Origin of the sequence: Streptomyces sp. MK7 (assembly GCF_032658145.1) — a bacterium.
Classification (GTDB): domain Bacteria; phylum Actinomycetota; class Actinomycetes; order Streptomycetales; family Streptomycetaceae; genus Streptomyces; species Streptomyces spiralis.
Map to the genome: position 1 here is coordinate 38,428 of NZ_JAVACL010000043.1, position 21,465 is coordinate 59,892.

The window sequence follows — 21,465 nt, forward strand, 5'->3', positions numbered from 1 at the left end:
CGTCCCGGTTCTCGGTGAGAGTCTCATCGGGGCCCCTCCTCGGCGGGGACGGGCGCTTCGGCGGGCAGCAGCCCCGTCTCCCGCAGCTCCCGCCAGAAAGCGGCGGGGACGGGGGTCGCGAACTGCTCGGCGCAGTCGCGTACTTCGGCGGCCGAGCGCGCACCGCTCAGGACGCTCGCCACCGCCGGGTGGGCGGAGCAGAAGGCCAGGGCCGCGGCGCGCAGGGTGACGCCGTGGCGGTCGGCGAGCCCCTTCATGCGCAGTGCGCGGTCGAGCGGTTCGGCGGGCGCCCGCGCGTAGTCGTAGGTGGCGTCCGGCCTCGGGTCCGCGAGGACGCCCGAGTTGAAGGCGCCGCCGATCACCACCGGCACGCCTCGCTCCGCGGCGGCGGGCAGCAGGTCGGCCAGCGCGCTCTGGTCGAGCAGCGTGTAGCGGCCGGCGCACAGCACCACGTCCACGTCGGTGTCCTTCACGAAGCGGGTCAGCATCCGCGACTGGTTCATGCCCGCCCCGATCGCGCCGACCACCCCCTCCGAGCGCAGCTCCTCCAGCGCCGGGTAACCCTCGCGGAAGGCCTGCTCGGCGTGGTCGTCGGGGTCGTGGAGGTAGACGACATCCACGCGGTCCAGGCCCAGCCGTGCCAGGCTCTGCTCCAGGCCCCGGCGGACACCGTCCGCGCTGAAGTCCCACACGCGGCGGTGGGTGGCGGGCACGGCGAAGCCCTGGGCGAGGTCGTCGCCGCCGCGGTCCGTGGGCTCCAGCCGACGGCCGACCTTCGTGGACAGCGTGTACGCCGACCGGGGACGGGTGCGCAGGGCCGCGCCGAGGCGGCGCTCGGACAGGCCGAGGCCGTAGTGCGGGGCCGTGTCGAAGTAGCGGATGCCGTGCTGCCAGGCCGCGTCCACGGTCTCGTACGCCTGCTCCTCCCCGACCTCGCGGTGCAGGTTGCCGATCGCGGCGGCGCCGAAGCCCAGCGGGCTGATCTCGGCGCCGCCGCGGCCCAGGCGGGTCACCGGTCCGCCGGGCTCGGCCGCAGGCCCTGCATGCCTCCGTCGACGGCGAGTGCGGTGCCGGTGGTCGCGCCGGACAGCGGGCTCGCCAGGTAGGCGATGGCGCCCGCGACCTCGGCGGCCGCCACCAGGCGGCCGGCGGGCTGACGGGCCTGGAGGGCCGCGCGTTCGGCGGCCGGGTCGGGGGCGGCGTCCAGCAGACGGCCGACCCACGGGGTGTCCACGGTGCCGGGGTTGACGCAGTTGACGCGGATGCCCTCGCGGACGTGGTCGGCGGCCATGGCGAGGGTGAGGGAGTACACGGCGCCCTTGGTGGCGCTGTACAGCGCCCGCCGGGGCAGGCCGGCCGTGGCCGCGATCGAGCAGGTGTTGACGATCGCCGCGTGCCGCGACTCGCGCAGGTGCGGGAGGGCGGCGCGGGCCGTGCGGACCATGCCGAGGACGTTGACGTCGAAGACGCGGTGCCACTCCTCGTCGTCGTTGTCCTCGACGGTGCCCTGGGCGCCGATGCCCGCGTTGTTGACCAGGACGTCGAGTCCGCCGAGCTCGGTGACGGCCGCCGCGACGGCCTCGCGCAGCACGGCGTCGTCCGTCACGTCGGCGCGGAAGGCGAGCAGCGGCTCGTCCACGGACGACGGGTCCAGGTCGAGGACGGCGACCCGGGCTCCCCGCTCGGCGAGGAGCCCGGCGGTGGCCCGGCCGATGCCGGAGGCACCGCCCGTCACCAGCGCCCTGAGTCCGGCGAAGTCGCTCATGCGGTCTGTCCCTTCTGCGGCTGCCGCGGGTCGGACTCGGCGTCCCGGAAGGTGCCGCCGGGGCAGGTGCAGCGGGCGGCGGACTCCGGCCGCACGGCGGCCGAGAAGCCCGGGACGGCGGGCGCCGTGCAATGGCTGCGCACCACGTGGTGGCGCAGTGCGTGGATCGGGGCGACCTGGACGTCCTTGCCGCGCCCGATGGTCAAGGCGAAGCCGTGTCCGTCCAGGCCGTCCGAGGCGTCGGTGCGCAGCACGACACGGGCCCCCGAGCAGTCGGGGTCCGGGTTCATCGCGTCGGAGCCGTCGAGCTCGCGCGAGGCGGGAAAGCGGATGTCGTGGGTGTCTGCCGCGGTGATGCGCTCGGGTGTCGGGGACACGATGGCCTTTCGGTCGGGCGGTTGCCCGCATAGTTATCAGACCACTTGGCGCCCACAACACCCTCTGGCGCCAACGTTTCCCCCATTCTCGCCATAGTGGTCGGACCATGCCGGTGACTAGACTGCCGCGCACGGCGACAGGAGGATTGGCGTGGCGGAGATCCCGACCGGGCCGGTGCGGCAGACGGCGGCGGAGGCCGGCGCCTCGGCGATCGCTCCGCGGAAGGGCACGGTGACCCAGCGCGCCATCGAGCGGATCAAGGGGATGATCGCCGACGGTCTGCTGGAGCCGGGGCAGCGGCTGCCGACCGAGCGTGATCTCGCCGCCCGACTGGGCATCTCCCGCAGCTCGATGCGCGAGGCCATCCGCGCCCTCACGGTGCTGGGCGTGCTGGAGGCCCGGCACGGCTCCGGCATCTACGTCACCCGGCTGGAGGCCGGCGATCTGCTGGAGACGTTCGGCGTCGTGGCCGATCTGACCCGCGGCCCGCGCCTGGTGGAGCTGCTGGAGGTGCGGCGGATCCTGGAATCGACGGCGACCGCGCTGGCGGCGGCGCGGATCACCCCGGACCGGCTGGCCGTGGTCGGGAAACACCTGGCGGCGATGGACGCCACCGACGACCTCGAGGAGATCCTCGCCCACGACCTCGCCTTCCACCGGGAGATCGCGGCGGCCGGGGGCAACGAGACCATGGCCGCCATCCTGGAGGGCCTGTCCTCGCGCACCTTCCGCGCCCGGGTCTGGCGCGGCTACCAGGAGGAGGGTGCCATCGCCCGCACCCGGCGCGAACACGCCGCCGTCTTCCGGGCGTTGACCGCCCGCGACCCGGAGGCGGCCCGGGCGGCGGCGGCCGCACACGTGGGCGAGGTGGAGGAGTGGCTGCGCGCGCGGGTGGCGCAGTCATGACGGCTGCGGGGCCGTCCCGCCGCCGCGCTCAGGAACCGGGGGCCGGCAAGGACGGTTCCGGTCGCTGTCCCTGCGTCTGCGACCACTCCCGCAGCTCGTTGGCGCCCACCTCCTCGAGCACGCTCTGCAGGGCCTGCCGGGCCGCCGCGTCGCGTTCGGACTCCGGCAGCAGGAGGTAGCGGTCCAGGGCCCGGCGCAGCGTCTCCCGCGCCTGCGCCGCCAGCACCCAGCGTGAACCGGGGCTGTACAGCTGCCGCATGCCGGTGAAGAAGACGGCTCCGCCCGCGATCAGCGCGGTCAGCCAGGCGGGCGCGTGCAGCCCGGCGGCGACGACCGTCACCGAGGTGGTGCCGAGCGCACCCAGCTCCGTGACATGGTGCAGCCCGCGGGCGCGGTCGCAGGAGCGCGCGTAGAACTCCAACTCCCGGCGGGTCAGGGCCAGCAGGGGGTCCGGCTCGGAGGCCCAGGACTGATCGGGGACCCTTCTTCGTCGCATCGCCCCATCATCGCGGCCGGGGCCGTGCGCGCAAAGGCCGGGGAGCGCGGCGCGGCGGCCGAGGGCCGTGCCGCGCTCCCCGAAGGCCTGTCCGACCGGCTCAGGCGCGGCGCAGCCGCAGTGTCACCAGCTCGAACGGCCGCAGCCGCACCGCGATCCGGCCGCCGTCCCGCTCCGGTGCCGTGGAGCCGGCCAGGGGCCGCTCCAGGAGGTCCGTCACCGTGACGTCCGCGACCTCGAAGCCCGCCGTCAGCGTGGCCCTGGTCCGTCCGCCGTGGGCCTCGTGGAAGCGGACCACCACGTCGCCGCTGCCGTCGTCGGCCAGTTTCACCGCCGTCACGACCACCGCGTCCTCGTCCACCGTCACCAGCGGCGCGACCTCCCCGGCACCGGTCAGCCGCCGCTCGGGCACGTTGACGCGCCAGCCCTCACGGACCGCGTCGCCGATGTCCGCGCCCGGCACCAGGGCGTGCCGGAAGCGGTGGACGCCCTGGTCGGTCTCGGGGTCGGGGAAGCGCGGGGCGCGCAGCAGCGACACCCGGACCGTGGTCGTGGTGCCCCGGTCACCGTCGGTGCGGACGGTACGGGTCACGTCGTGGCCGTACGTCGAGTCGTTGACGATCGCCACGCCCCAGCCCGGCTCCTCCAGGTGCACGAACCGGTGGTTGCAGGCCTCGAACTTGGCCGCCTCCCACGAGGTGTTGGTGTGGGTGGGCCGGTGGAAGTGCCCGAACTGGGTCTCCGACGCGTACCGTTCGGCGTGCACGTCCAGCGGGAAGGCGAGCTTGAGGAACTTCTCCGTCTCGTGCCAGTCCACCTCCGTGTCCACCACCAGCCGCCGCTCCCCCGCGGCCAGCGACAGCACCTGGGTGACCCGGGAGGCCCCGAAGGACCGTACGATCCGCACCGAGGCGCCGTCCTCGCCGGCCGTCACCGAGTCCGTGTCCGTCAGATCGGTGACGGTGTTGCGGTAGAACTCGTCCACGTCCCAGGCGTCCCACATGTTCGGGAAGTCCGGGTGCAGCTGGAGGAGGTTCGCGGCCCGGCCCGGGGCGATCGTCTCCCGGTCGGCCTCCACGTCGTACGCCGAGACGACCAGGCCGCGGGCGTCGATCCCGATCCGCAGCAGGCCGTTGTCCAGGACGTGTCCGCCGCCCTCGCGGGGCGTCAGGCGCGTCCGGCCCCCGGCGGCCGGCGCGGCGGCGCCGCCGGCCGGGACGCCCGCGCGGGCGTGCGGGGCCGCGTTGAAGACGAGCGGTGTGGCGCCCTCGCCCGCCAGCGCGCGCTGGGCCGTCTCGATGATCGCGGTCAGCTCCGCGGCGATCCGCTCGTACGTCGCCCGGGCCTCGCGGTGCACCCAGGCGATGGACGAGCCGGGCAGGATGTCGTGGAACTGGTGCAGCAGCACCGTCTTCCAGATCCGGTCCAGCTCCTCGTACGGGTAGGGGAATCCGGTCCGTACGGCCGCCGTCGCCGCCCACAGCTCCGCCTCCCGGAGCAGGTGCTCGCTGCGCCGGTTGCCCTGCTTGGTCCTGGCCTGGCTGGTCAGGGTGGCGCGGTGCAGCTCCAGGTACAGCTCGCCGACCCACACGGGCGGTTCGGGGTACTCGGCCTCGGCCTTGTCGAAGAAGGCCCGCGGGGTCTCCCACACCACCTGCGCGGACCCTTCCAGGTCGCGCAGCCTGGCCGCCTTGGCGACCATCTCACGGGTGGTGCCGCCGCCTCCGTCGCCCCAGCCGGTGGGTGCGAGCGAGTGCCGCGCGACGCCCTTGTCCTTGAAGTTGCGGGCCGCGTGGGCGATCTCGCTGCCCTTCATGGAGCAGTTGTAGGTGTCGACCGGCGGGAAGTGCGTGAAGATCCGGGTGCCGTCGATGCCTTCCCACTGGAAGGTGTGGTGCGGGAACTTGTTCGTCTGCGACCAGGAGATCTTCTGCGTCAGCAGCCGGGTGGAGCCGGCCGCCCTGATGATCTGCGGCAGCCCGGCGGCGAAGCCGAAGGTGTCGGGCAGCCAGGCCTCGTCGTTCTCGATGCCGAACTCGTCCAGGAAGAACCGCTTGCCGTGCACGAACTGCCGGGCCATCGCCTCCGAGCCGGGCATGTTGGTGTCGGACTCCACCCACATCCCGCCGGCCGGCACGAACCGCCCGTCCGCGACCGCCTTCTTCACCCGCGCCCACACCTCGGGCCGGTGCTCCTTGATCCACGCCCACTGCTGCGCCTGCGACATGGCGAAGACGAAGTCCGGCTCGTCCTCCAGCAGGGCGGTCATGTTGGACGTCGTACGGGCGACCTTGCGCACGGTCTCGCGCAACGGCCACAGCCACGCCGAGTCGATGTGCGCGTGCCCGACCGCGCTGATGCGGTGCGCGGAGGGCACGGCGGGCGCGGCGAGCACGCCGGTGAGCCGTGCGCGGGCCTGTTCGGCGGTGCCGTTCACGTCCTGGAGGTCGACGGCGTCGAGCGCCCGGTCCACCGCGCGCAGGATCTCGTACCGGCGCTGGGAGTCCACCGGCAGCTCGGCCATCAGCTCACCCAGCACCTCCAGGTCGATGACCAGCTGCCACACGGTCTCGTCGAAGACCGCGAGGTCCATGCGGGTCAGCGTGTACTGGGGCTCGCTGCCCGCGGTCTCCTTGTCGCCGAGCCGCGTGGGCAGGAAGGGGTGGTAGTCGAGGATGACCGGGTTGGACGCGGCCTCGATGTGCAGCCGCACCTCCTCGCCGCCCGCGACGGGCCCGCCGATCCGGACCCACTGGTTGCGCGGGTTGAGGCCCTTCACGGGGGTGCCGTCGGGCCGGTGGACCAGGCCCTCGCACTGAAAGCCGGGCATGTTCTCGTCGAAACCGAGGTCGAGGAGGGCCTCGACGGTCCGCCCGGCCCACTCCTGCGGCACGGTCCCGGTCACCCGGAACCAGCTGGTGCCCCATGGAGCACCCCAGCTGGCGCCCACCTCGATCGGCTCCGGCTCGGCGGCCAGTCCCTCGGCCACCGGCACGGGCTCGCCGGGCGCGTGCCACACCGCGACCCGGAGGGGGACGGACTCGGGGTACACGGCGGGGCGGATGCGCTCGTCGAGTACGCGCTTTAGGCGGGCTTCGACCAGGCTGCGGTCGTCATGCATGAGGGGTGCTCCGTGGGTCGTACGTCAGTGGGTGGATCAGTGGGTGGGGCGGCGGAGGGCTACCAGGGGTGGGTGACGGTCGCGGGGGCCGACGCGGTGTACAGCTCCCCCACCGCGCGCACTTCGAACCGTACGGCCCGCTCGCCCGCGGCGGGTGTCAGGCCGCCGGCGAAGTACGCCCGCTGGCAGGTGCCGCCGAGGAAGCGGCGGGTGCCGTCGGGCAGCACGCGGTGCACGGTGTAGTGGCGTACCGTGCCGGGCGCCGGATGGTTCCAGGCCAGGCGCAGGTCGCCCCCCGGAGGCCGCGGTGATCCGCGGCCCGGAGGGGGTGGCCGGGGCGCCGGTGCCGGTGCGGTCGTGGACGGCGAGGCGGCCGAGCCGCCAGCGCACCGGCCCGCCGTCACCGGTCGCGGTCAGCCGGACGCCGATCGCGTGCACGGTCCCGGACAGGCCGGTGAGCCGGACCGTCGAGGTCCGCCAGGCATCGCCGGTGCCGGCCGGCAGGGGGATGTACGTGTACGGCGGTGCCGCCCCGGCCTCGTCCGGCTCGGCGGTCGCCGCGGCCAGCTCGGCCCGGGCGGCGCCCGCCTCCGCGCGGTGGGTCAGCTCGACGACCGTGTCCGGGCCGATCGGCAGCCGGGTCGCGTACAGGTCGAGCACGGCGGGCCGGTCGAGCGCGCCGTCCACCAGCACGCTGCCGCCGCCGCGCCAGGCGTCGGCGAAGTCGAAGCGGACGGCGGGCCGCTGCCCGTCCGTGCGCACCACCCAGCGCCGGGACGGCAGCCGGTCCTGGAGGCCGAGATGGTTCCACGGGGCGCCGGAGGTGACCTCGCCGTCCTCGTACCAGCGCAGCCCGTGCCCGGTGTTGAACGTGCTCGCGAACGGCAGCGAGGCGACCGTCGACCGGTCCGCGACGGACACGGCGGGCGCCCGCCAGCCGTCGGCCGGGTCGGGCCGGGACGGATCGAGGGAGCGGCCGGTCCAGAACCGGTCGTCGGCGGCGTGGAAGTCCTCCGGGGTGTGCCCGGCGGGCAGGTGGTTTCGGGTCCACTCGGGGCGGTAGAAGCCGACCGAGGTGACGTGCTGCCGGTCGGTGGGCACGATCGCGTCCCAGTCCACGGATGTGTTCGACCCGTTCGACTCCACGTCCACCCCGGCCCACAACTCGTAGGGGTCGCGTCCCAGTTGTGCGGCCCTGTCCGCCGAGGAGGCGAGCGATTCCCGGCTCCAGCGGAAGTCGACGAACATGTCGTCGGCGGCCTGGAAGAATTCCTGGTTACGGCTGTCCAGCGCGCCCTGCCAGCTCACCGAGCCGTCCACGGTCATCGCGTCGTACCAGGTCACCCGCTGCCCCTTGGCCGCGGACAGCTGCTCGAGCTCGCGTACGAAGCCCAGCATGTCCGCGCCGAGCGTGCTGTCGCCGCCGCCGGTCTCGGCGTTGACGAACCAGCCGTCGAAGCCGTACGCCGCCGCGACCGCGACCAGTTGCGCCGCGAGCAGGTGGTGGCCGGAGGGGTCCTTCTGCACCAGGTCACGGGTCCACCGCAGCTGTCCGCCGTAGGCGGCGGGCGGCAGGAAGACGTTGCCGAGGACGGGGACGCCGTGCCGGTGGGCCGCGTCCACGACGGGGGCGTTCGGGGCCAGGATCAGGCCCTCCCCGGCCGAGCCGCCCCAGAACACCAGCTCGTCGATGTACGCCCAGTGCGTGAGGGCGTAGGTGTCGGCGGTGGCCGAGCCCTGGGAGGGGTTGGAGGAGGTGGGTCCGAAGGAGACCAGGGACTGGATCCGGGCCTGTCCGGTGCGGGCGGTGGTGTTGGCGGGGGCCGGAGTGAAGCGGCGGGCGAGCGGGACGGAGGAGGCGTTGAAGGCGAGGTCGGGGTCGGTGGCGGCGCGCCACGTCTTCAGGCTGCGCCAGGTGATGCCGGGACCCGGGCTGCCGGCGGGCAGGGAGTCCGGGTACCAATAGGAGGCGTACGGCTGGAGCGCGGCCGTCGTCTTCGGGGCGCTCTCGGCGGCCCGGGCGGGCGGCGCGGGCAGCGCGGGCAGGAACGCGGCCGCGGCGCCGGCGATCAGGACGGTGCGTCTGGTGGGCTTCGGGTTCACGTGCGGGTGCCTCCTTGCGAAGTGGGGAGTACCTGGTCGGACGTGACGACTTCGGTGATACCGCGGGCGGCGAGGTGGTCCCGGTCGGATGCCCGGGTGTCGAGGACGGTGGTGGGACGGGCGCCGTCCGCGGTCAGCCGGAAGAAGGCCTCGAAGACGTCGCCGCCGGGCGCGCAGCGGGAGCGGGCGGCCGGGTCGGCGGGGACGGCGAGGGCGGTGGTGCGCGGGGCCGGGGCGTAGCTGTGGCCGCGGGCCGCGCGGGCCAGGGTACGGGCGATGTCCTTGGGTTCGCGGTCGTTGGTGAGCAGGCCGAGTGTGTACTCGAGTTCGGGGAAGTCGGCCAGCTCGCGGGAGACGTCGTGCGAGCACCACCAGGTGATGCCCCACAGGTCGGGGCAGTCCAGGGCTCCCGCGACGGTGGCCTCGGTGAACGCGGCGGCGTGCTCGGCGGGGACGAGGGGTGCGGGGGCGCCGACCTCCTGGAGCCAGACCGGACGGTGCGGGTCGCCGGCCCAGGCCTTGCTCAGCTCGATCAGATACGCGGCGTGGTGCTCGGTGGGGACGGAGCTGCGGCCGTGGCGCTGGGCGGTGCCGTTGAACACCCAGGAGTGGACGGCCGTGAGGGCGCCGTGCCGGGCGGCCTGGGCCGGGGTGAAGGGCATGTCGTCCTGGTACCAGGTGGCGTCGTACTCGGCGTGCAGGTGCAGCTTGCCGGGGGCGCCCTTCTCGCAGGCGGCGAGCATGCGCTCCAGCCAGGCGTCGATCTGGTCGGCGGTGGCCCGGTCGGGGTCGGGGTGGGGGCCGGCGGAGAACTGGTTGACCTCGTTGCCGAGCGTCATGCCGAGGAAGTTGGGGCGGTCGGCGAGGGCGGCGGCCAGGGCGTGCAGGTAGGCGGCCTGGCCGTCGAGCACCTCGGGGTCGGTGAACAGGTTGCGCCGGTGCCAGGTGCGGGTCCAGGCCGGCAGGAAGTCGAAGCTGGACAGGTGTCCTTGCAGACCGTCCACGTTGACGTCGAGTCCGCGTTCGGCGGCGGCGTCGACGAGCTGGACGAGCTGTTCCACGGCGCGGGGGCGGATCAGGGCGCGGTCGGGCTGGAAGTAGGGCCACAGGGGGAAGACCCGGATGTGGTCCAGGCCGAGTTCGGCGATGGAGTCCAGGTCGGCGCGGACGGCGTCGAGGTCGAAGTCGAGCCAGTGGTGGAACCACCCCTGGCTCGGGGTGTAGTTGACGCCGAAGCGCACGGCAGAAGGCATGCGGGGTCCTTGCGGGTGGGAGTACGGGGACCGGCCCTGCTGACGGCCGGGCGGTTCTCGGTGGTCAGCCCTTGACCGCGCCCTCGCCGACACCGCGGAAGAAGTAGCGCTGGAGGCAGGCGAAGAGCGCGATCAGCGGGGCCACGGCGATGATCGTGCCGGCGGCGACGAGGCGTTCGTCGTTGGCGAAGGTGCCGTGGAGGTAGTTGAGGCCGATGGTCAGGGTGAACTTGGAGGGGTCGCTGAGCACGATCAGCGGCCACAGGAAGTCGTCCCAGGCGCCCATGAAGGCGAAGATCGCCACGACGGCGAGGGTGCCCTTGACCGACGGCAGGGCGATGCGCAGGAACCGCTGCCAGACATCGGCGCCGTCGACGTAGGCGGCCTCCTCGATCTCGTAGGGCAGGTTGAGGAAGGCGTTGCGCATCAGCAGGACGTTCATGGCGGCGACGGCGCCGGGCAGGACCACGCCGAGGAGCGTGTTGTTCAGGCCGAGGTCGCGCATAGTGGTGAACTGGGCGATGACGATGCTCTCCGCGGGCACGAGCATGGCGAGGACGAAGACGACGGTGGTCGCGCGGCGGCCCCGGTAGCGCAGCCGGGCCAGGGCGTAGCCGGCGAGGGCGGAGCCGACGCAGTTGGTGACCACGTTGGCCGTGGCGACCTTCAGCGAGTTCAGGGCGTAGTCCCAGACCGGGATGGTCTGGGACACCCGCTCGTAGTTGTGCAGGGTGGGGTGGCTGGGCAGGAACTTCGGCGGGGAGCTGAAGATGTCCTCGGTCGGCCCCTTGAGCGAGGTGGACAGCTGCCACAGGAACGGCCCGACGGTCAGGGCGAGGACGGCGAGCAGCAGCACGTAGCGCAGGGTCAGTTCCCACGCCCGGATGCGGCGGCCGTTGTCGCCGGTGAAGCGGGGCCGCCGGGCAGGGGCCGGGGTCCTGGTGGCCGGGGTCTTCTGGACGAGGCTCACGAGTCCTCCCTGCGGTCGGCGCGCAGGACGAGCAGCATCAGCACGACGGTGACGACGAAGACGACCAGCGAGATGGCGGAGGCGTAGCCGACCCGGCCGGTCAGGCCGGTGCCGGTGCGCTGCACGAGCATCACCAGGGTGGTGTCCTCACCGGCCGGGCCTCCGCTCGGGCCGGCCATCAGGTACACCTCGGAGAACACCTTGAAGGCGGAGACCGAGGCGAGGGCGGCGACCAGGACCATGGTGGAGCGGACGGCCGGGACGGTGACGGTGAGGAAGCGGCGCACCGCGCCCGCTCCGTCCACGGCGGCGGCCTCGTGCAGCTCGCGGGGCACGTTGGCGAGCGCCGCCAGGTAGATGATCATGTAGTAGCCGAGACCCCTCCAGACCGTGACGGCCATGGCGCTCAGCAGGAGCAGCCACTGGTCGCTGAGGAAGCCGACCTTGCCCACCCCGACCGTCTCCAGCAGCGAGTTCACCAGGCCGCGCTCGTCCAGCAGCCACACCCAGATCAGGCCGACCACGACGATCGAGGCGACGACCGGGGTGTAGAAGGCGGACCGGAAGAAGGTGATGCCGGGGACGTTCTTCTGCACCAGCAGGGCGAGCAGCAGCGGCAGGATCACCAGCGCCGGGACGACGCCGAGGACGTACAGCGCGCTGTTGCGCAGCCCGGTCCAGAACATGTCGTCGTGCAGCAGCTCACGGAAGTTGGCGAGCCCGACGAACCGGCCCGGGATGAGGGTGCGGCGGTCGGTGAAGGCGCTGATCACCGTGGAGGCGAACGGGTAGAGGATGAAGGCGCCGGTGACCAGCAGTCCGGGGGCGGCGAACAGCCAGGGGCTGGTGGGAAGCTGACGCCGCACCCGGTTCGCCGGGCGCCCGGGATGCCGGGCCGGACGCGACGGGCGCGTCCGGGAGACGGTCGAGGTGGCCATGGTGCGTTACCCCTGCTGCTTCAGAAGCTGGTCACAGGCTTTGACAGCGTTGTCAAGAGCTGCCTTGGGGCTCTGCTTGCCCTGGAGCGCCTTGGCGACCTCGTTGCGCAGCGCGGTCTTCATCTGGTCGCTGAACAGGACGGGCGTGTAGTTGACCGCGTTCTTCAGCGACTTGGCGGCGGCGATGCGCACCCGGGTCTCGTCGGTGCCGTCCTCCTTGGTGAAGTACGGGTCGTCGAGGGAGCCGGCGGTGCTCGGGAAGATGGCGACCTTCTTGGCGAACGACATCTGGTGCTCGGCGTCGGTGACGTAGTGCGCGAAGGCGACCGCGGCGGGCGTGTGCTTGGTCCTCGCGTTCACCATCAGGCCCATCACGTACATGTTGACGTGGCCGGTGCTGGTGATCTGGTCGGTGATGCCGATGTTCTTGTACAGGTTCGGCGCCTGCTTCTTGAAGTTGTCCAGGTCCAGGGCGCTGCCGGGGTTCATGGCGACGGCGCCGGTGAGGAACTTCTTCCCGGACGACTCGGGGGTGGCGGTCAGCGCCTGCGGGTCGAGGGCCTTGGCGTCGTACAACTGCTTGTACTTGGTGAGGAGTTCGACGCCCTTGGGGTCGTTGAAGGTGAAGGCGGTGCCTTCCTTGTTCATCAGGGGGACGCCGTAGCGGCCGAAGTCCTCGATGGTGGGGATGTTGGCGAGGGTGGCGACCTTGCCGCCGGACTTGTCCGCCATCCGCAGGGCGTCGGTGAAGAGCTCGTCGTAGGTCTTCGGCGGCTTGTTCGGGTCGAGCCCGGCCTTCTCGAACAGGGTCTTGTTGTAGAACAGCGGGCCGGTGTTGAGGTACCAGGGGAAGGCGTACGTGCCGGTCATGCCGGGGATCCGGTGGCCGGCCCAGGCGCCGGGCAGGTACTCCGCCTTGTACTGGGCGGCGGCCTTGTCCAGGTCCATCGCGAGGCCCGCCTTGGCGAGCGGGGCGACCAGGTCCGGGGAGACGTTGACGACGTCGGGCAGGGTGCCGCCGGCCGCGTCCGCACTGATCTTGTCGGCGTAGCCCTCGGCGGGCTGGTCCACCCACTTCACATGGGTGCCGGGGTACTTCTTCTCGAAGTCGGCGACCAGGCCCTCGAAGTAGTCCTTGAAGTTGGCACGCAGGTTCCAGGTCTGGAAGGTGATGTCGCCCTCGACCTTGCCGGAGGCGTCCGTCGAGCCGCCGCCGTCGCCGCCCGAGCCGCAGGCGCTCAGCGGCAGGACGAGGGCGGTGAAAGCGGCGGCGGCGAGTGCTCTGCGGGATATGGGCACGGTGACACGGCTCCCTTGCGGCGTCGGTGACGGGTGTCGGCAGTGACCATGCATGCCGGGTTAACGGAAAGTCAATGGATTCGGCGCCGCTAAAGTGATCGGAAGAACATTAGTGCAGGTCACTGACGCCACGGATAGGGCTTGCCAGCCGCGACTAATGCGCTTTAGGGTGCTGGCACTCAAGCGCTTTAGCGATCACCGCTCCACCGCATCACCGCTGAGAAATGAGGGGGAACATGCCGGCCAAGCGGTCCCCGGCACGCCGGCCGACCATGAAGGACATCGCGCGCCGCGCCGGTGTCTCGGAGAGCGCCGTCTCCTTCGCGCTCAACGACCGGCCCGGGGTGTCGGAGGCGACCCGCGCCCGGGTGCGCCGGGTCGCCGAACAGCTGGGCTGGCGGCCCAGTACGGCGGCCCGCGCGCTGTCCGGGGAGGGCGCGGCCACGGTCGGCTTCGTACTGGCCCGCCCCGCGGACACGCTCGGCGTGGACTCCTTCTTCCTGCAACTGGTCTCGGGCATTCAGGAGGTGCTCGCGGAGCGCCATCTGGGCCTGTTGTTCCAGGTGGTGGAGGACGTCGCCGACGAGTGTGCGGTGTACCGCAGATGGTGGGCCGAGCACCGGGTCGACGGCGTGCTGGTGGTGGACCCGCGCACCGACGATCCGCGTCCGGGCCTGCTCGACGAACTGGGCCTGCCCGCCGTGGTGATCGGCGGCGCCCCGGACGAGCGGCACCCCGGGCTGTCCACGGTGTGGGCGGACGACGCGGGCGCGATGGCGTCGGTGGTGGACGGGCTGTACGGGCTCGGCCACCGGCGGATCGTGCACATCGCCGGGCTGGCGGGCCTCGCCCACACCGAGCGCCGCATCCGCACGCTGCGCGCCGAGGCCGAGCGCCGTGGACTGACCGGGGTGGAGTCGGTGACCACCGACTACTCGGACGCCGAGGGCGCCGCCGTCACCCGCGAGGTCCTGCGCTCGGCCGCTCCCCCGACGGCCCTGATCTACGACAACGACGTGATGGCCCTGGCCGGTGTCGCCGTCGCGGCCGAACTCGGCTTCTCGGTCCCGGCGGACGTGTCGGTGGTGTCCTGGGAGGACTCCGCCCTGTGCCGCATGGTCAGGCCGTGGCTGTCGGCCCTGTCCCGGGACAGCATGGAGTTCGGCCGCACGGCGGCCCGTGAGCTCACCGCCCTGCTGGACGGCGGCCCGGCCCGCACGGTCCGGGTGCCGGTGCCCCGCCTGATCGAACGGGAGAGCACGGGGGCGGCGCGGGACGCGTGAAACTCACGGGGCCGCGCGCCCCGGCGCGGGGTGCCCACCGTGCGACGGGCACCGCCACCGTGTCCGACACAGCTACGTGCCGGGTGCTCGCGCCGCGCGGACACCCCACGCGGCACCGCCGACGCAAGGCGTCTGCCTCATGCCGAACACCTCGTGCGCCACTGCGCGCGCGCCGCACGAAGAGCCCCGGTCCGCGCCCGGTCCGGAATCTCACGGCGTCCGGGGCCGCGGCCGGTCCCCGGCGGCCGAGTCGTCGCCCGGCTGCTTCTCGTCGGTCTCCGGCTTCGCCCCGTCCGGGCCCCGCAGCTCGAGCCGGCCGTTGCCCTCCTCGGGGCGTCCGCCGGAGTTCTGGCCGCCGTGGCCGTTCAGGTTCTGCCGGACCGAGTCCAGGATCGTCAGGCCCTGGGCGACCAGACCGGCCGCGATCTCGCCGAGCCCGTCCGCGCCGTTGAGGACATTGACATTGGCTCCGGAGAGGCCGCCCGCGGCCTCCTTGACGATCAGCGGGAGCTGGTCGATCAGCATCCGGTCGAGCGCGACCCGGTCGTACGACGCCGCTGCCTCGGCCTGGACCTTCATCCGCTGCGCCTCCGCGGCGGCGAGGATCCTGACCCGCTCGGCCTCGGCCTCCGCGGGCTTCACGATCTCGGCCACCAACTCCTGCTGGCGGAGCTTGGCCTGCCGCTGCGCCAGTTCCGTCTGGGCGGCGAGCACCTCCTGCTGAGCGTGCGCCCGCGCCAGCGGGCCGGCCTGGGCCGCGTGCGCCTGGGCCCGGTCCACCTCCGCCGAGTACTCCGCCTTCACCACGGCCGTCTGACGGGCGTACTCGGCCTGCCTGCGCGCGGCTTCCTGCTCCGCCTCGGCGGCGGCCTGGTTGGCCTGGGCCTGGGCGATCTGGGCCTGCCGCTGGATGGCCGCCTTGTGCGGGGCGGACATCGCGTCGATGTAGCCGGTGTCGCCGTCGTCGATCGACTGGATCTGCAGCGAGTCCACGATCAAGCCGATCTTCGCCATCTCCGTCTTGGAGGTGTCCAGCACCTCGGCGGCGAGCTTCTGGCGTTCGGTGACGATCTCCTCCACGGTCATCGAGCCGATGATGGCGCGCAGGTGACCGGCGAAGATCCGGCCGGTCAGGACCGACATCTGGTCCTGGTCGGAGAGGAACCGCTGCCCGGCGTTGATGATGCTCTCGTTGTCGTTGCCGACCTTGAACGCGATGACGGCGCGGACGTGCAGCGCGATTCCCTGCTTGGTGACGCAGGTCTCGACGACCTCGGACTCGCACATGGACAGGGTGAGGAAGCGGACCTTGCGGAAGACGGGCAGCACGAACTTGCCGTGCCCCGTCACCACCCGGAACGGCGCGCCCCCCAGTCCCCGCCTGCCTCCGGAGATCAGCATCGCCTCGTCGGGGGCGGGAACGCGGTAACCGAACATGGGCTTGTTCTCCTTAGCCTGCGTCGGCCGAATCGTCGCGCAACCTGTCCAACGGGTCGGACCACTCGATGACGTCGACCTCACGGCATCCACGGGATTCGACCACGAGTACGGTCGCACCGATCGGCAGCGGTTCCTGCGACCAGGCGAGGAAGGTCTCGGAACCGCCTCTGACCCGCACCAGGATCTCGCCGGGACCGGCGGATCCACGCGTACCGATGAGAAGCTCCCCCGTGCAGCCGATCACGGCCTCGTCCTGCGCCATCGCCGACTACTTCCCCTCGTACTCGTCCTGTCCTTCCGACCATAGCCCCACCGGGGCGAGCCGCATACGCCGCGGCGGGCCCGACCGGGAGCGACCGGCGCGGTGCCGTGCGCACCGTATGCGTGCCGCATACACGCGAGAAGCTCTCCACCCGCCGGCCGTGCCGGACGTCCTCCGCCGGCCGGATGCGGTCCGGTCCGCAGGTCCGCCTCGTCGTCCTGCCCTGAGCCGGCGAAGTCGGGTCATTGACCGGACAACGTGCCCCGACCTCTCGACGGGAGGGGCTGCCTGCGGGCACAGTTCCCCACAACGTACTCGTGAGTACGACCATGTCCGCCCCCTCCCGAGGAGCGCCCGTGACCAGCTGGGTCGGCCTGACTGCCGCCGAGATCGCCGTCGCCGTACGAGAGAAGCAGGCCATGCCCCGCGAGGTGGTGGCCGAGCACCTCGCCCGGATCGAGCGCCTGGACGGCCGGATCGGCGCCTTCCGTACCGTCCGTGCCGAGGCGGCACTGGCCGAGGCCGACGAGGTCGCGGCCCGGTCCGACCTGGACGGACTGCCCCTGGCGGGCGTGCCGGTGGCCGTGAAGGACAATCTCGCGGTGCGCGGCGAGTCCACGCGCCTCGGCTCGGCCGCGACACCGGAGGCGCCCGCCGGCGACGACCATGTCACCGTGGCCCGGCTGCGGGCGGCGGGCGCGGTGGTGGTGGGCCTGACCAATGTGCCCGAGCTGTGCGTCTTCGGCACCACGGAGGGCGTGCACGGCACCGCCCGCAACCCGTGGGACACCTCGCGCACGGCGGGCGGTTCGTCGGGCGGCAGCGCGGCGGCGGTCGCCGCCGGGATGGTGCCGATCGCCCTCGGCAACGACGGCATGGGGTCCCTGCGCATCCCGGCCGCCAACTGCGGCCTCGTCACCATCAAGCCGGGGCATGGCGTGGTGCCGGCGGGCATCGGCAACGGCGACTGGTTCGGCATGTCGGAGAACGGGCCGCTCGCGACGACGGTCCAGGACGCCCGCCTGACGCTCTCGGTCCTGGCGGACGGCGGGGTGGACGACGAGGCGACATCCGGGGCGCAGGACGCGGCACGCACGATCGCCGTGTCCGTGCGCAGCCCGCTGGCCGGGGTCACGGTGAGCAGGCCGTACAGCAACGCGGTCCGGGAGGCCGCACAGCTGCTGGCCGGAGCCGGTCACCGGGTGCGGCGTGCCGACCCCCCGTACCCGATGTCGCTCGGCGTCACGGCCGTGCGGCACTGGACGGCCGGCACGGCCGTGGACGCGACGGGCCTGGACCCGCGGCGGCTGGCCCGCCGCACCCGTGTGCACGCGGCCGTCGGGCGGCGGTTCGTCGACGGCGTGCGCACGGGCACCGCGCGCGAGCGGCTGCGCGAGCGGCTGGAGCCGTTCTTCGCCGAGCACGACGTGCTGCTCACCCCGGCGCTGGCCCGCCGCTCCCCGCGGGCCGTGCCGTGGCACGAGCGGGGCTGGCTGCGCAATGTGCTCGCCAACACCGCCTACTCGCCGATGACTCCGCCGTGGAACCTGACGGGCTGGCCGGCGATGGCGGTCCCCTTCGGCACCCTGCCCTCCGGCGCGCCCTGCGCCGTGCAACTGGTGGGCCGCCCGGGCTCGGAGGCCGTCCTGCTGGAGCTGGCGGAGCAGATCGAGCGGTCGCGCCCCTGGCGCAGGACAGCCGGCCTGGAGCTCGGGTAGCCGCGGGGGCCACCCCACGCCCTCAGATCCAGGGCTCCGGGCCTCGGGCCTCCAGGCCTCGGGCCTGGAGGCCTCCGGGGGCTCTACAGGGACCTGTACATGATGTGCAGGCCGACCAGGCCGTGCCGCGGGTGCTCGTACGCCCGCGGGACCGTGCCGAGCACGGTGAAGCCGAGGGAAGTCCACAGCGCCACGGCCGGGTTGGTCTCGACGACGGCGTTGAACACCATGCCGCGGTAGCCGTCGGCCCTGGCGGCCGTCAGGACGTGCTCGGCGAGGGCGCGGCCGATGCCCTGGCCGGCCCGGTCCGGGTCGACCATGAAGCCCGCGTTCGCGACACGGGCGGCGGGGCCGCCGTAGTTCGGGGTGACATAGGCGGAGCCCACGACCGTGCCGGTGTCGTCCTCAGCGACGAACACCCGCTTGGCGGGGCTCATCCACAGGGCCCGGGCGTCCTCCTCGGACATGTCCGGGTCCCAGGCGTAGGTCTCGGCGGCGGCGACGACGCGGTGCCAGAACGGCCAGATGCGCGGCCAGTCCTCGGCGACGGCTTCCCTGATCAGCATGGGCGCGAGTCTCACACGCCCATGCTGTGGGCGATCGCGTCGGCGGGCTCCAGGAAGTCAGTCCACGCTGGGCAGGATGTGCGGCTCGGCGAGGTCGTCCTCGTAGCCGGCCAGACGGATGGGGGCGGACCGGGCCCACACGTCGAGACTGCCGAGATCTCCGGGGCGCCGGGAGCGGCGCTCCGTGCGTTCCTTGGGGCCTTCTTCGCGATTCGTCTTTTCCGGTGTCACCGCGCACTCCTTATGTGTCGGTCACCCTCGGGGCGTCTGACGCCAGTCTTCGCTCCGGCGCCCGACGTCCGCTCGGGTCTGGCTCAAGGACAGATCGGACGCGGTGGCGCCGGCAACTGGGGTTCGGGCAGGCCGTTGTGCACCCGCTCGCCCCGGGACGGACCATGGGTGCTGGTTGGAACCCCTTGGTGCTGTCCGCCTACTCCAGATTAACCAAATGAGCGGCCCCTCGCTCGATAGGGCTGCAAAGTCCAGGTAACTATCTGGAGTCAAGCGTGTTCATTGGATAGTTTATGAACCGATTTGTCGCATCACACATCATGGAGGACCCATCCGTTCGGTATGCGTCGCTCAGTTCAGATCCCGTTGGCCCGGCCGCAAGCCGGCCATGGTCTGCTGGCGTACCGCAACGGCTGTCTCGCGGGAGGACTGACGCATGGAGCTGCGCAGCGTCGAGGAGCTGATGGATCTGTTGTACGCCTGCCGGGGCGCCGCCGCACCCGATCGCCTCGGCCGCGACGGCCACCGTGCCGACCTCCACGACCATGCGCTGCGGACGGCCGCACTGCTGCGCCGGCGCCGTCCGGCCGACAAGGAGCTCCAGGTGGCGGGCCTGGTCCACGGCATCGGCCGGCTGCTGGATCCGGCCCCCGGGGCCGGGTCCGCGACCGGAGCCGCGGGTGGAGGCGGGGCCGAGGACGTGGCGGCTCTCGCCGACCGTGCGGCCGACGCGGTGCGGGGCCTGCTGGGCGAGCGCGTCGCCCGTCTGGTACGGCGGCAGGCGGTGGCCGGCGAGGGCCGCCGCGCCGACCCGGTCGACGAGGACGCCCTGGCCCTGCGCCAGGCGCGCGAGGAGGCGCGCGCCGACGGCTCCGACGCCGGGGTCCTCGAGGACTGGCGGACCCTCCTGGAGCTGGTCGCGGCCCGCAACTCCCGCCTGGGCGCGATCGACTGACCGGACCGGTCCCGCACCGTCCGGGCCGGGCCGGGTCCCGGCACGTCGGGGCCCGGCGGACCAGGTCCGGCAGGTCAGATCTCGTCAGGTCGGGTCTCGTCAGGGCACGTAGGGTCGGGGCACGTAGGGTCCGGCTCACCACTTGCCGGGCGCGTAGTCCTTCAGGAATACGCCGTACAGGTCCTCGCCCGCCTCGCCGCGCACGATCGGGTCGTAGACGCGGGCGGCGCCGTCGACCAGGTCGAGCGGGGCGTGGAAGCCGGCCTCGGCGAGGCGCAGCTTGTCGTAGTGCGGGCGCTCGTCGGTGATCCAGCCGGTGTCGACGGAGGTCATGAGGATGCCGTCCGTCTCGAACATCTCCGTCGCGCTGGTCCGTGTGACCATGTTCATGGCCGCCTTGGCGGCGTTGGTGTTCGGGTGCCCGGCTCCCTTGTAGCCGCGGCTGAAGACGCCCTCCATGGCCGAGACGTTGACGACGTACGCGCGTCCGCTCGCCGCCTTCTTCGCGGCGTCGGCCATGGCCGGGCGCAGCGCGCTGATCAGGATGAACGGCGACGTGTAGTTGCACAGCTGGGTCTCGAGCAGCTCGACCGGCGAGATCTGGTCGATGGTCTGCACCCAGGTGTTGGTGTCGACGACGTCCGGGACGAGGCCGCCGGCGTCGATGGCGGTGCCGTCGAGGTGCCGGGCGACACTGGCGTTGCCGGCGACCAGGGCCAGGTCGGCGACCTTCTGGGCGTCCAGGCCGCTGGTGCCGAGGGGCAGCGCGGCGATGCCGTCGACGGCGCCGGAGTTGAAGGCGCCGATGACATGGTGGCCGGGGAGCTCGCCGGCGGGCAGCGGGGCGCTCTCACCCTCGACCAGCGCCGCGTAGGCGGAGGGCAGGCGGCGCACGGTCTGCGTCGCGTTGTTGATCAGGATGTCGAGCGGGCCGGCGCCGGTGACCTGCTCGGCCAGGGCCACGGCCTGCGCCGGGTCGCGCAGGTCGATCCCGACGACCTCCAGCCGGTGCAGCCAGTCCGCCGAGTCCTCCATGGCCTTGAACCGGCGGATGGCGTCCTTGGGGAACCGTGTGGTGATGGTGGTGTGCGCGCCGTCGCGCAGCAGGCGCAGCGCGATGTACATGCCGATCTTGGCCCGGCCGCCGGTGAGCAGGGCGCGCTTGCCGGTGAGGTCGGTGCGGGCGTCCCGCTTGGCGCGGTTCTCGGCGGCGCACTTCTGGCAGAGCTGGTGGTAGAAGTAGTCGACCTCGACGTAGCGCTGCTTGCAGGTGTAGCAGGAGCGGGGGCGCTGGAGTATGCCCGCGATCCTGCCCGCCTCGACCTTGGAGGACGGCAGAATGCCCTCGGTCTCGTCGTCGATGCGCTCGGCGGAGCCGGTGGCGGTGGCCTCGGTGACGGTGCGGTCGTGCGCGGTCTTGGCGGCCCGGCGCTCCTGGCGGCGGCGCTGCTTGACCACGCGGTAGACGTGCGAGGTGGCCCGGCGCACCGTGACGGCGTCGGGGTGGTCGACCTCGAGCCGGTCCAGCTCCTTGAGCACGTCGAGGCAGACGGCGAGGCGCTCGGGGTCGATTCCGGGCCCGTACGCGGTCTCGTCGCCGGGCGCGTACACCACCACCTCGTCCATGGCCATGGAGCCGTCGTCTGTCACCGTCATCGCGCTGCCGTTTCCCTGATCGCTCGCGCGGCGCTCCGACTCGCGCCCGCTTTCGAACGGGGAATCTTACGGCAGCCCGAGGACGCACCGCCAAACGCGGCGAGAGGTGACGACTGCCTGGCTGC

At 72.7% G+C, this 21,465-nt stretch carries 17 protein-coding genes and 2 pseudogenes; 4 read left to right on the top strand and 15 right to left on the bottom strand.

What is annotated here, in order from left to right; all coding sequences use genetic code 11:
• Positions 1 to 23: 23 nt before the first annotated feature.
• From R2S09_RS32415 to R2S09_RS32425, 3 genes and pseudogenes are all read right to left on the bottom strand, one after another.
• Positions 24 to 1,013, bottom strand: a complete 990-nt coding sequence (locus tag R2S09_RS32415; protein WP_316744876.1) for an aldo/keto reductase — start codon at positions 1,011 to 1,013, stop codon at positions 24 to 26.
• A complete protein-coding gene (locus R2S09_RS32420) occupies positions 1,010 to 1,765 on the bottom strand; it encodes an SDR family oxidoreductase (RefSeq protein WP_316744878.1) in 756 nt (251 codons plus the stop codon). Before R2S09_RS32420 ends, R2S09_RS32415 begins: the two co-directional genes overlap by 4 nt.
• A gap of 140 nt (positions 1,766 to 1,905) precedes the next feature.
• Positions 1,906 to 2,142 (bottom strand): annotated as a pseudogene (locus R2S09_RS32425) (fuconate dehydratase); the annotation flags it as partial.
• A gap of 211 nt (positions 2,143 to 2,353) precedes the next feature.
• Here R2S09_RS32425 and R2S09_RS32430 point away from each other — a divergent pair.
• Positions 2,354 to 3,049: an FCD domain-containing protein gene (locus tag R2S09_RS32430; protein WP_316744891.1), complete on the top strand. Its 696-nt coding sequence runs from the start codon at positions 2,354 to 2,356 to the stop codon at positions 3,047 to 3,049.
• Positions 3,050 to 3,077: 28 nt separating this feature from the next.
• Here R2S09_RS32430 and R2S09_RS32435 read toward each other — a convergent pair whose 3' ends face one another.
• From R2S09_RS32435 to R2S09_RS32465, 7 genes and pseudogenes are all read right to left on the bottom strand, one after another.
• Positions 3,078 to 3,545, bottom strand: coding sequence for a DUF4231 domain-containing protein (locus tag R2S09_RS32435; RefSeq protein ID WP_306191692.1), 468 nt, complete (start codon positions 3,543 to 3,545; stop codon positions 3,078 to 3,080).
• A 100-nt stretch (positions 3,546 to 3,645) separates the two neighbouring features.
• Positions 3,646 to 6,666, bottom strand: a complete 3,021-nt coding sequence (locus R2S09_RS32440; protein WP_316744880.1) for a glycoside hydrolase family 38 C-terminal domain-containing protein — start codon at positions 6,664 to 6,666, stop codon at positions 3,646 to 3,648.
• A gap of 59 nt (positions 6,667 to 6,725) precedes the next feature.
• Positions 6,726 to 8,769: pseudogene (locus R2S09_RS32445) on the bottom strand (endo-beta-N-acetylglucosaminidase).
• Positions 8,766 to 10,022, bottom strand: a complete 1,257-nt coding sequence (locus R2S09_RS32450; protein WP_316744882.1) for a cellulase family glycosylhydrolase — start codon at positions 10,020 to 10,022, stop codon at positions 8,766 to 8,768. Before R2S09_RS32450 ends, R2S09_RS32445 begins: the two are co-directional and overlap by 4 nt.
• 64 nt (positions 10,023 to 10,086) lie before the next feature.
• The gene (locus tag R2S09_RS32455) at positions 10,087 to 10,992 is read right to left on the bottom strand and encodes a carbohydrate ABC transporter permease (protein ID WP_306191688.1); all 906 of its coding nucleotides are present in this window, start codon (positions 10,990 to 10,992) and stop codon (positions 10,087 to 10,089) included.
• Entirely contained in the window at positions 10,989 to 11,930 is a 942-nt protein-coding gene (locus R2S09_RS32460; protein ID WP_306191687.1) for a carbohydrate ABC transporter permease, read from the bottom strand. Before R2S09_RS32460 ends, R2S09_RS32455 begins: the two co-directional genes overlap by 4 nt.
• Before the next feature lie 6 nt (positions 11,931 to 11,936).
• Positions 11,937 to 13,229, bottom strand: coding sequence for a sugar ABC transporter substrate-binding protein (locus R2S09_RS32465; RefSeq protein WP_306191686.1), 1,293 nt, complete (start codon positions 13,227 to 13,229; stop codon positions 11,937 to 11,939).
• A 236-nt stretch (positions 13,230 to 13,465) separates the two neighbouring features.
• On the opposite strand from R2S09_RS32465, the gene R2S09_RS32470 reads away from it, so the two are divergent.
• On the top strand, positions 13,466 to 14,512 hold the full coding sequence (locus tag R2S09_RS32470) for a LacI family DNA-binding transcriptional regulator (protein WP_306191685.1): 1,047 nt from the start codon (positions 13,466 to 13,468) through the stop codon (positions 14,510 to 14,512).
• A gap of 210 nt (positions 14,513 to 14,722) precedes the next feature.
• Here R2S09_RS32470 and R2S09_RS32475 read toward each other — a convergent pair whose 3' ends face one another.
• Together R2S09_RS32475 and R2S09_RS32480 are read right to left on the bottom strand one after the other, a co-directional pair.
• Positions 14,723 to 15,949 (bottom strand): SPFH domain-containing protein, encoded by a 1,227-nt coding sequence (locus tag R2S09_RS32475; RefSeq protein ID WP_316744885.1) that lies wholly within the window; start codon positions 15,947 to 15,949, stop codon positions 14,723 to 14,725.
• A 13-nt stretch (positions 15,950 to 15,962) separates the two neighbouring features.
• Entirely contained in the window at positions 15,963 to 16,214 is a 252-nt protein-coding gene (locus R2S09_RS32480; protein WP_306191683.1) for a hypothetical protein, read from the bottom strand.
• A gap of 356 nt (positions 16,215 to 16,570) precedes the next feature.
• On the opposite strand from R2S09_RS32480, the gene R2S09_RS32485 reads away from it, so the two are divergent.
• Positions 16,571 to 17,932, top strand: a complete 1,362-nt coding sequence (locus R2S09_RS32485) for an amidase family protein (RefSeq protein ID WP_316744886.1) — start codon at positions 16,571 to 16,573, stop codon at positions 17,930 to 17,932.
• A gap of 83 nt (positions 17,933 to 18,015) precedes the next feature.
• Here R2S09_RS32485 and R2S09_RS32490 read toward each other — a convergent pair whose 3' ends face one another.
• Positions 18,016 to 18,498, bottom strand: a complete 483-nt coding sequence (locus R2S09_RS32490) for a GNAT family N-acetyltransferase (RefSeq protein ID WP_316744887.1) — start codon at positions 18,496 to 18,498, stop codon at positions 18,016 to 18,018.
• Positions 18,499 to 18,555: 57 nt separating this feature from the next.
• Positions 18,556 to 18,729 (bottom strand): hypothetical protein, encoded by a 174-nt coding sequence (locus R2S09_RS32495; RefSeq protein ID WP_107473447.1) that lies wholly within the window; start codon positions 18,727 to 18,729, stop codon positions 18,556 to 18,558.
• Positions 18,730 to 19,165: 436 nt separating this feature from the next.
• On the opposite strand from R2S09_RS32495, the gene R2S09_RS32500 reads away from it, so the two are divergent.
• The gene (locus R2S09_RS32500; RefSeq protein WP_316744889.1) at positions 19,166 to 19,684 is read left to right on the top strand and encodes a hypothetical protein; all 519 of its coding nucleotides are present in this window, start codon (positions 19,166 to 19,168) and stop codon (positions 19,682 to 19,684) included.
• Between the two features lie 135 nt (positions 19,685 to 19,819).
• Here R2S09_RS32500 and R2S09_RS32505 read toward each other — a convergent pair whose 3' ends face one another.
• On the bottom strand, positions 19,820 to 21,340 hold the full coding sequence (locus R2S09_RS32505; RefSeq protein ID WP_306191679.1) for an SDR family NAD(P)-dependent oxidoreductase: 1,521 nt from the start codon (positions 21,338 to 21,340) through the stop codon (positions 19,820 to 19,822).
• Positions 21,341 to 21,465 lie beyond the last annotated feature (125 nt).